Origin of the sequence: Pseudomonas sp. RW407 (genome assembly GCF_003176655.1) — a bacterium.
Taxonomy (GTDB): Bacteria; Pseudomonadota; Gammaproteobacteria; order Pseudomonadales; family Pseudomonadaceae; genus Pseudomonas; species Pseudomonas delhiensis.
Map to the genome: position 1 here is coordinate 845,312 of NZ_QGSL01000106.1, position 7,514 is coordinate 852,825.

Consider the following 7,514-nt stretch of genomic DNA (forward strand, 5'->3'; position numbering starts at 1 on the left):
AACGACCAGGCGGGCGCCGGTCATCAGCGGCCAGAAGAATTCCCACACCGAAACGTCGAAGCTGAACGGCGTCTTCTGCAGGACGGTATCGCTGCCATCCAGGCCATAAGCCTCTTGCATCCAGCACAGGCGGTTGGTCAGCGCGCGGTGGCGGTTTCCGGCGCCCTTGGGCTTGCCGGTGGAGCCGGAGGTGTAGATCACATAGGCGAGGTTTTCGCCATCCAGGGTTATTCCGGGATTGGCAGTGCTGTAGCCCTCCAGCCAGGCATTGCCCTGGTCCAGGTCGATACGCTGCACGCCCTCGGCCAGCGGCAGGTCGAGATGCGACTGGCTCAGCAGCAGCTTCACGCCGCTGTCTTCCAGCATGTAGGCCAGGCGTTCGGCCGGGTACTCCGGGTCCAGCGGCACGTAGGCGCCGCCGGCCTTCAGAATCGCCATCAAACCAACGACCATCTCGATGGAGCGTTCGACGGCAATGCCGACCAGGCTGTCCGGCCCCACGCCGCGCTCGATCAGGGCATGGGCCAGGCGGTTGGCTCGGGCATTCAGCTCGGCATAGCTCAGGCGCTGCTCGCCGAAGGCCAGCGCCGGTGCATTCGGGTGACGCTCGACCTGCTCTTCGAACAGTTGGTGCACGCCGCGTTGCAGCGGGTATTCGGTAGCCGTGGCGTTCCACTGTTTCAGGATCAGCTCGCGTTCGCCGGCGTCCAGCATCGGCAGTTCGCCGACCGCCTGTTGCGGATCCTCGATCATCGCCTGCAGCAGGTTCTGCCAGTGCCGCGCCATGCGCTCGATGCTGGCCGGCTCGAACAGGTCCGTGGCATAGGTCAGCGCGGCCCCCAGGCCGGCCGGGCTTTCCCAGGTGTCCAGCGCCAGGTCGAACTGCGCCGTGGCGCCCTCCCAGGGGAAGCTGTCGATGCGCAGGCTGTCGACTTCCGCGGCCTGGCGCTCGCCGCTCTGGTGGTTGTACAGCACCTGGAACAGCGGGCTGTGGCTGAGGCTGCGCTCGGGCTGCAGGGCATCCACCAGTTGCTCGAACGGCACGTCCTGGTGCGCCTGCGCGCCCAGGGCCGCCTCGCGCACCTGGCCGAGCAGGCGGCGGACGTCCTGGCGGCCGTCGATTTCGCTGCGCAGCACCTGGGTGTTGACGAAGAAGCCGATCAGGCGCTCGGTCCCGGCATGGTTGCGGTTGGCGATGGGCACCCCGACGCGGATATCAGACTGGCCGCTGTAGCGCTGCAGCAGCAGTTGGAACGACGCCAGCAACAGCATGAACGGCGTGACGCCTTCGCGGCGGGCGCTGGCCAGCAGCGCCTTGCCCAGTGCAGCGGGCAGCGCCAGCTCCAGGCGCTGGCCACGGCCACTGGCCTGGGCCGGGCGCGGGTGGTCGGCAGGCAGCTCCAGCAGCGGCTGTTCGTTACCCAGGCGCTGGCGCCAGTAGGCCAACTGCCGCTCGCCCTCGCCACCGTCCAGCCAGGCGCGCTGCCAGGCCGCGTAGTCGGCGTAGTGCAGCGCCAGCGGCGCCAGGCCCGGCTGCTCGCCGCGGCGCAGGGTGGCGTAGGCCTGCAGCAGTTCGTCGACCATGACCTGCATCGACCAGCCGTCGGAGACGATATGGTGCAGGACGACCACCAGCACGACCTCGTCGCCGCCGCGAACCAGCAGGCACACCCGCAGCAGCGGGCCGCTGGCCAGGTCGAAGGGCTGGCGGATCGCCTCCGCCACCCGCTGACGCAGGGCCTCGTCGTCGAGGCCGGCGCAGTCTTGCCGCGCCAGGCGCAGCGGCAGCTCCGGCGACACCCGCTGCTGCGCCCGGCCATCCACGGCCTCGAAGCGGGTGCGCAGGCTCTCGTGGCGCCGTACCAGCCAGTCGAAGGCCCCTTGCAGGGCTTCCAGGTCCAGGGCTCCGCGGATGCGCAGCACGCTGGGCACGTGGTAGGCGGCGCTCTGCGGGTCCAGTTGCCAGAGGAACCACATGCGCTGCTGGGCATACGACAGCGGCAGCTCGCCGCCCCTCGGTAACGGGCGCAGGCCCGGCGCGGCCTGGCCCTCCAGGCGCGCCAGGGCGGCGCAGAAGGTGGCCAGGGTCGGCTGTTCGAACAGGCTGCGCAGCGGCACGTCCAGGCCCAGTTCCTGGCGCAGCCGCGAGATCACCCGGGTGGCGCTGAGGGAATGGCCGCCCAGTTCGAAGAAGTGCTCGTCGCGGCTGATGCCCTCGACGCCCAGCAGTTCCTCCCAGATACCCGCCACGCGCTGCTCCAGCCCCTCCTGCGGCACCTCGCCGGTTTGCCGGCGCTCCAGGTCCGGCTTGGGCAGGGCCTGGCGGTCGAGCTTGCCGTTGGCGTTCAACGGCAGGCCGGCGAGCGGCTGCCAGGCCGCCGGGAGCATGTGCGCCGGCAGGCGCTCCGCGGCCCACTGGCGTACCTCGGCCAGCCAGGCGTCATCCGCCTCGCCGCCGGTGGCCACCAGGTAAGCCGCCAGTTGCGGCCCGCTGGCGCCGTCCAGCGCCAGCACGGCCGCCTCGGCCACCTTCGGGTGGGCCAGCAGGCAGCTCTCGATCTCGCCGACCTCGATGCGGAAGCCGCGGATCTTCACCTGCTGGTCGACGCGCCCGAGGTATTCGATCTGCCCGTCGGCGCGGTAGCGCGCCAGGTCGCCGGTACGGTACAGGCGCGCGCCTTCGGCGGCGAAGGGGTCGGCGACGAAGCGTTCGGCGGTCTGCCCGGCTCGCCCGAGGTAGCCGCGGGCCAGGCAGTCGCCGCCGATGTACAGTTCGCCGACCATGCCCACCGCGCAAGGCTGCAGGGCGGCATCGAGGATGCAAGCGCGGCGTGCGCCCAGGGCCCGGCCAATGGCCGGGGCCGCGGCCATCGGCAGTTGGCAGCGCCAGGCCAGGGGCGTGACCACCGCTTCGGTGGGGCCGTAGGCATTGAACCACTGCTGCGCCCGTACCGCATCCTGCTCCAGCAGGCTCGGATCCCAGGCCTCGCCGCCGAGGATGCAGGCGCGCACGGCGATCTCGCGGCCGCTGCGCAGCAGTTCCTGGGCCTGTTGCTGCAGGTAGGCCGGCGGCAGGTCGAGTACGCTCACCCCGTGCCGCTCCACCTCGTCTGCCAGGCGCTGGGCGCTCCATTGCCCGGCCGCGCCGAGCAGCACCCTGGCGCCCGCCAGCAGCGGCATGAAGAGTTGCTCGGCGGCGGCGTCGAAGCTGATGGAGGCGAACTGCAGCACGCAGTCCCGCGACCCCACGCCATAGGCGCTCGCCGCCGCCAGGCAATGCCCGGCCAGCGCCGCCTGGCTCACCGCCACGCCCTTGGGCTGGCCGGTGGAGCCGGAAGTGTAGATCACGTAGGCCCGTTGCCCGCCGTTCACCGGCGGCAACGTTTCGGCCCCGGCCTGCGCCTGCCAGTCGGCGTCGTCCAGGGCCAGGCGCTCGATGCCTTCCAGCTGCGGCAGGCGGGTCGCCGCGCCGGCGTCGTGCAGCAGCCAGGCCGCACGGCTGTCGCGCAGCATGTAGGCCAGGCGCTGCGCCGGGTACTCCGGGTCCAGCGGCAGGTAGCCGGCGCCGGCCTTGAGGATGCCCAGCAGACCCGCTACCAGCGCGAAGGAGCGCTCGGCGGCGATCGCCACCAGGCTTTCGGCACCTACGCCATGGGCGCGCAGGCCGCGGGCGATGCCCTCGGCGCGGGCCTCCAGTTCGGCGTAGGTCAGTTGCGCGTCACCCTGGACCAGCGCCACGGCGTCCGGGGTGGCGGCGGCCTGGCGGGCGAAGCGCGCGGCCACACCGTCCTGCGGCAGCCCCTGCAGTGGCTGTTGCCAGTCGCGCAGCGCTTCGCGCCGCTGCCCGGCGTCCAGCAGGGTCAGCTCACCCAGGCACAGCTGCGGCGCCTCGGCCATTCGCACCAGCACCTGGCGCAGCTGGCGCTCCAGGTTGACGATGGAGGCGGCGTCGAAGGCGTTGCGGGCGTAGACGAATTGCAGCGCCAGGCGCTCGCCCAGGGTGACGCCGAGAGTCAGCGGGTAGTTGGTCTGCTCGTGGTTGCCCGCCATGTCGAAGCTCAGGCCCGCGGGCGCGTGGCCCAGGGCCTGCGCCACCGGGAAGTTCTCGAACACCAGGATGCTGTCGAACAGCGCTTCGCCGCCCTGCCCGGCCCAGCGCTGGACGTCGTACAGCGGGGTGTGCTCGAAGTCGCGCAAGGCCAGGTTCGACGCCTGCAGCCACTGCAGGTAGTCCGCTACGGTCTGCTGCGGCTGCGGCGTGGCGACCACCGGCAGGGTGTTGATGAACAGCCCGACCTGCCCCTCGATGCCCCGCAGCTCGGCGGGACGGCCGGCGACGGTAGCGCCGAAGGCCACCGTCGGCTGGCCGGCGTGGCGTTGCAGCAGCACCGACCAAGCGGCCTGCACCAGGGTGTTGAGGGTGATTCGCTGGGCCTGGGCGAAGGCCGTCAGGCGCCGCGTGGTGGCGGCATCCAGCTCGTGCAGGTGCTCACCCTGCCCGGTGGCATCGGAGTGCTCGCGGCCCCCCAGGCGGGTGGGCGCCGCCAGCGTGGCCAGTTGCTCGCGCCAGAAGGCCTCGGCGGCGTCCAGGTCGCGCGCCTGCAGCCAGGCGATGTAGTCGCGGTAGCGGCCCGGCGCCACTTCCGGTGTTTGGCCGGCGTAACGCTGCAGCACCTCGGCGAGGAGCTGGGCGTTGCTCCAGCCATCCATGAGGATGTGGTGGTAGGTGTAGACCAGGTGCAGGCGTCCATCGGCCAGGGGCACCAGCAGCAGGCGCTGCAGGGGCGCACGGGCCAGGTCGAAGCCGGCCTCGCGCTCGGCCTCGGCCAGGGCCTGCGGGTCGCTGCCCGCGGGCGCCAGGCGCAGGTCGACCTGCAGGCCGCCGAGCACGGCCTGCAGCGGCTGCGCCCAGCCGTCGGCCCAGAGGAAGGCGCTGCGCAGGCTGTCGTGGGCGTCCAGCGCGGCCTGCCAGGCGGCGCGGAAGCGCGCCACGTCCAGGCCGCCGATGTCCATGCGCAACTGGTTCACGTAGTCGCCGGCCTGGCCGTGCAGGCTGTGGAACAGCATGCCCTGCTGCATGGGCGAGAGCGGGTAGATGTCCTGCACCGTGGCCAGTTCCAGCGGCAGCGCGTCCAGCTGCGCCTGGTCCAGGCCGGCCAGGGGGAAGTCCGAGGGCGTCGCCCCGGCGTGGCGCGGGTCGCGGCAGTGGTCGATGAGCGCCTGCAGCTCGCGCGCGTAGTCGTCCACCAGGCGCTGCACGCTGGCCGCCTCGAACATTTCCTGGCTGAACGCCCAGCTCAGGTTCAGCTCGCCGCCGTAGACCTGGCCTTCGATGCTCAGCCAGTTGGCCAGCGGCGCGCGCGGGTCCTGGGCCTGGCCGGCGCTTTCCGCGGCCGGCAGCAGCAAGGCGGCTGCGTCGAACTGGCGGTCGAACTGGCCCAGGTAGTTGAAGGTGATGCGCGGCTGCGGCAGCGCCGCCAGGGCCTGCGCCGCCTCGTCGCCGGCCAGGTAGCGCAGCAGGCCGTAGCCGACGCCCTTGTCCGGCACGCCGCGCAGTTGTTCCTTGACCGCCTTGATCGAGGCGTCGATATCGGCGGCCGGCGTCAGGCGCAGCGGGAACAGGCTGGTGAACCAGCCGACGCTGCGGCTCAGGTCCAGCCCGCCGCCCAGGTCCTCGCGGCCGTGGCCTTCCAGTTGCACCAGCAGGCTGGCGTCGCCGGTCCAGCGGCACACCACCCGGGCCAGGGCGGTCAGCAGCAGGTCGTTGACCTGGGTGCGGTAGGCCGCCGGCGCCTCCTGCAGCAACTGGCGGGTGCGCTCGGCGTCGAGGGTCAGGGTGAGCTTGCGTTCGTGGCGGTTCTCCAGCGCGCCTTGCGGGTTGTCGCAAGGCAGGCTGCGCGGGGCGTCGGCCAGTTGCGCCTGCCAGTAGGCCAGTTCGCCCAGGCGCTGCGGCGCCTGTTCGTGCAGCTGGCGCGTCCAGGCCTGGTAGGCGCTGCTGCGCGGCGGCAGGCCGGCGTCCGGCTGTTCGTACAAGTGCTGCAGGTCCTCCAGCAGGATGCGCCAGGACACCCCGTCCACCACCAGGTGGTGGATCACCAGCAGCAGGCGCTGACCACCGTCGGCCAGGTCCACCAGCAGCGCGCGCAGCAGCGGGCCGTTTTCCAGGTCAAGGCTGCGCTGGGCCTCTTCGCAGAGCGCAGCCAGCGCCTCGGGCGAATCGGCCTGGCGCCGCCACAGCGGGCTTTCGGTCTGCTCGGCGTAGGCCTGGTGCCAGGCGCCGTCCGCCTGGCGGAAACGCAGGCGCAGGGCGTCGTGATACGCCAGCAGGCGGGCCAGCGCGCGCTCCAGGCGCTCGCCGTCCAGGCGCTGGCGGGCTTCCAGCAGCAGCGACTGGTTCCAGTGCTGGCGGTTGGGAATGGCCTGCCCGAAGAACCAGTGCTGCACCGGCGCCAGGGCCGCCTCGCCATGGGCCGGGCCCTGTTCCACCGCGGCGGCCGTCAGGGGCTTGGCCACCTGGGCCAGGCCGCGCACGCTCTGGTGCTGGAACAGGTCACGCGGGCTCAGCTGCAGCCCGGCCTGGCGCGCCCGGCTGACCACCTGGATGGCGATGATGGAATCGCCGCCCAGGGCGAAGAAGTTGTCGTCCAGGCCGACCTGGGGAAGGCCCAGCAGGTCCTGCCAGATGGCCGCCAGGCACTGCTCCACCTCGTTGCGCGGTGCCACGTAGTCGGCCTGGGCCACCGCCGCGTCGGGCTTGGGCAGGGCCTTGCGGTCCAGCTTGCCGTTGGGGCTCAGGGGCATCTGCTCCAGGGCCAGCCACTGCGCCGGGACCATGTATTCCGGCAGGCTGGTGGCCAGATGCGCGGCCAGGGTTTCACGCCAGTCATCCTGCTCGGCATCGAGCACGACGTAGCCGACCAGTTGCTTGCCGTCCACGGCCAGCACCGCCGCTTCGCGCACCGATTCGTGTTCCAGCAACCGCGCCTCGATCTCACCCAGCTCGATACGCAGGCCGCGCAGCTTCACCTGGTGGTCGATACGCCCGGCATATTCGATCACGCCGTCGGCGCGGTAGCGGGCCAGGTCGCCGGTGCGGTACATGCGCTCGCCGGCCACGAAGGAGCTGGCGACGAAGCGTTCGGCGGTCAGCGCCGGGCGTTGGTGGTAACCACGGGCCAGGCCTTCGCCGGCCAGGTACAGTTCGCCCAGCACGCCTGCCGGCACCGGCTCCAGGTTGTCGTCGAGGATGTGGCAGCCCAGGTTGGCGATGGGCTGGCCAATGGGGACGGCATCCTTGCCCTCCTCCACGCAGGTCCAGTGGGTGACGTCGATGGCGGCCTCGGTCGGGCCGTAGAGGTTGTACAGGCCGGCCTGCGGTAGCTTGGCGAAGACCTGCTGCTGGGCGTCCACCGGCAAGGCCTCGCCGCTGCAGACGATGCGCTTGAGGCTGGTGCAACTATCGACTGCGGCGTCCTGCAGGAAGGCCTGCAGCATCGAGGGCACGAAGTGCAGCG

At 71.7% G+C, this 7,514-nt stretch carries 1 protein-coding gene; it reads right to left on the minus strand.

What is annotated here, in order from left to right; all coding sequences use genetic code 11:
* On the minus strand, positions 1–7,514 hold a 7,514-nt coding region (locus DK254_RS20605), incomplete at both ends, for a non-ribosomal peptide synthetase (protein WP_146219636.1).